Annotated in this window: 3 protein-coding genes and 1 pseudogene; 3 read left to right on the forward strand and 1 reads right to left on the reverse strand. The window is 62.3% G+C overall.

The features are described 5' to 3' along the window. The 3 genes and pseudogenes from WA989_RS12190 to WA989_RS12200 all read left to right on the forward strand — a co-directional run. Positions 1 to 265 (forward strand): annotated as a pseudogene (locus WA989_RS12190) (SAM-dependent methyltransferase); the annotation flags it as partial. Then, positions 255 to 1,067 (forward strand): heme-dependent oxidative N-demethylase family protein, encoded by an 813-nt coding sequence (locus WA989_RS12195; protein ID WP_424340767.1) that lies wholly within the window; start codon positions 255 to 257, stop codon positions 1,065 to 1,067. The pseudogene WA989_RS12190 and the gene WA989_RS12195, both read left to right, overlap by 11 nt. Positions 1,068 to 1,159: 92 nt before the next feature. Further along, positions 1,160 to 1,597 (forward strand): EVE domain-containing protein, encoded by a 438-nt coding sequence (locus WA989_RS12200; protein ID WP_424340768.1) that lies wholly within the window; start codon positions 1,160 to 1,162, stop codon positions 1,595 to 1,597. On the opposite strand, the gene WA989_RS12205 is transcribed toward WA989_RS12200, so the two are convergent. Further along, a complete protein-coding gene (locus WA989_RS12205; RefSeq protein ID WP_424340769.1) occupies positions 1,594 to 2,286 on the reverse strand; it encodes an aspartate/glutamate racemase family protein in 693 nt (230 codons plus the stop codon). The genes WA989_RS12200 and WA989_RS12205 overlap by 4 nt on opposite strands. Between the last annotated feature and the right edge of the window lie 94 nt (positions 2,287 to 2,380).

The following is a 2,380-nucleotide window of genomic DNA, read 5'->3' on the forward strand; positions in this document are numbered from 1 at the left end:
CAGCGAGGCGCGGCGCGTGCTGAAGCAGGAAGGCCAGATCCTGTTTTCCGAGCATGGGCTTGCGCCCGACGATGGTATCTCGAAATGGCAGCATAGGGTCGAGCCTGTCTGGAAACCGCTGGCGGGCGGCTGCCACCTGACCCGCGATACGGGCCGCATGCTGACCGAAAGCGGCTTTGCGCTCGAAGGCATGGAGACCATGTACCTGCCGAGCACGCCGAAGATTGCAGGCTTTGTCAGCTGGGGCACGGCGCGTGTCGCCTAGAGTGCCGCCCTACCTGCCTTTCATGGTCGGCCCGCCGGAGATTGCGCCCGGCCTGAAACCGATTGACGAGGCTAACTGGCTGCTGCCTGACACCGAAGCCGATGACTGGCTGCTGGCCAAACGCCTGCTCATGGAAGAGCACCGTGATGAGACGGTCCTCGGCGATGTCGACGGGCGCAGCGCGCGCGAGCTTCTCTCGCTTGTCGGCGAGGCGGTCGGCCTGACTACAGATGAACGCTGGACGGGCGCGCTCGGCACGGCGGCAGCGCTTGTGTCTGACGATCTCTGCCTTCTCGAGCAGGACCGGGACGGCCTCTGGCGTCTGGTAGCCGGAGTGGTGTGTGCGCCGACCTTCTGGACACTCGGAGAGCAGATCGGCCTTACGCTCGGCGGCCTGCATGGTCCGGTGCCGGGCGGCGATCCCCAACTTGCGGCGCGGGTCTCGCGGATCTTTGACGGACTGCAGCCAGACAAGGTTCTCGAACGTTTCAACTGGACGGTCCAGGTCGGCTCGAACCGGTTCACGCCGGAGCGGCCATCTGCAGCGGGCGCTGAGCCGGAACAGCTTTTCCTGCGGGTCGAGCGCCAGACCCTGCGCAAGCTGCCTGAAACGGGGGCGATCTGCTTTACCATCCGGGTCTGTGTCGACCCGCTAATGGCGCTCTTGGCAGACCCGGACATGCGCGAAGTCTTTGAGGATGCCTGGATCGGCGCAGCGCCCGAGGTGCGGGCGTATAAGGGCTGGAGCGAGCTCGAAACACTGGTCCGCGCGGCCTGCCAGCAATCGGCGGCGATTGGCTGAAAACAGCAGGCCAACGCGGTGATCGGCGGGTCGAAATCTGCGAAAATCGCGTTATGTGAAGCGCGGACAAGCTGATTCACGAGGAGATTTTCATGGCGTACTGGCTGTTCAAGTCCGAACCCTTCAAATGGGGCTGGGATGATCAGAAAAAGGCGGGCAAGAAGGGCACTCAATGGACCGGTGTGCGCAATTACCAGGCCCGAAATTTCATGCGCGACATGAAAGTCGGCGACAAGGGCTTCTTCTACCATTCCAATAAGGGGCTCGAAGTGGTCGGCATCGTCGAGGTCTCGGCCGAAAGCAGCCAGGACAAGACGACTGATGACGAGCGCTGGGACTGCGTTGATCTGCGTGCCGTCTGCGACATGCCGGAGCCTGTGACCCTCAAGGAGGTCAAGGCCAATGAGAAGCTCCAAGACATGGCGCTGGTGACGTCCTTCCGTCTGTCCGTTCAGCCTGTGAAGGAAGACGAGTGGATGGAAGTCTGCCGCATGGGCGGCCTCAACGGAAAGACGCTGAAACCGCTTTAGGCAAGCGCCTTTTCCAAGGCGACGGCGCAGTGGATCAGTGCCGTGTCATAGACGGGCAGGGGTGAGTTTGCCGAACTGAGCAACATGCCGATCTCGGTACAGCCGAGGATAACGCTGTCTGCGCCGGCGTCGGCATGGCGCGCGACGATGTCGAGATAGGCGTTGCGGCTCTCATCGGTCGCGATGCCGTTCACAAGCTCGTCGAAAATGATGGCATGGATGCGGGCGCGCTCAGTGTCATCGGGGGTGATGATGTCGAGACCGTGCTCCTCGATCAGTCGGCCTTTGTAGAAATCCTGTTCCATCGTGTAGGCCGTGCCGAGCAGCAGCGGGGCCTTGCGTCCGTCGCGCTTGAGATGGGCGGCAGTGGCATCAGCAATGTGCAGGAAGGGGATGGTGACCGCCGCCTCTATGGCCGGCGCGCATCTGTGCATCGTATTGGTCGCGAGAATAATCAGCTCCGCACCTGCCGCCTCAAGACCTTCAGCAGCCTCCGCGAGGTGGAGGCCCGCGCGCTCCCACTCGCCGGCCTTCTGCATCGCCTGGATCGCACCGAAATTGACCGATGCGATGAGGCAGTCGGCTGTGTCGAGTGGCCCGAGAGCAGCGCGCGCACCCTCATTCAGCGCGCGATAGTAGATGATGGTGCTTTCGGGACTCATGCCGCCGAGGATGCCGATACGTTTCATGGGACGGCCTAGCGCTGGTATTTGATGAAAGGTGTCTTGCTCGCGACCTGATCGTAGAGCATCCGCCCACGATAATTGAACTCCTGTGTCATCC

The organism is Henriciella sp., from assembly GCF_049649345.1.
Taxonomy (GTDB): Bacteria; Pseudomonadota; Alphaproteobacteria; order Caulobacterales; family Hyphomonadaceae; genus Henriciella.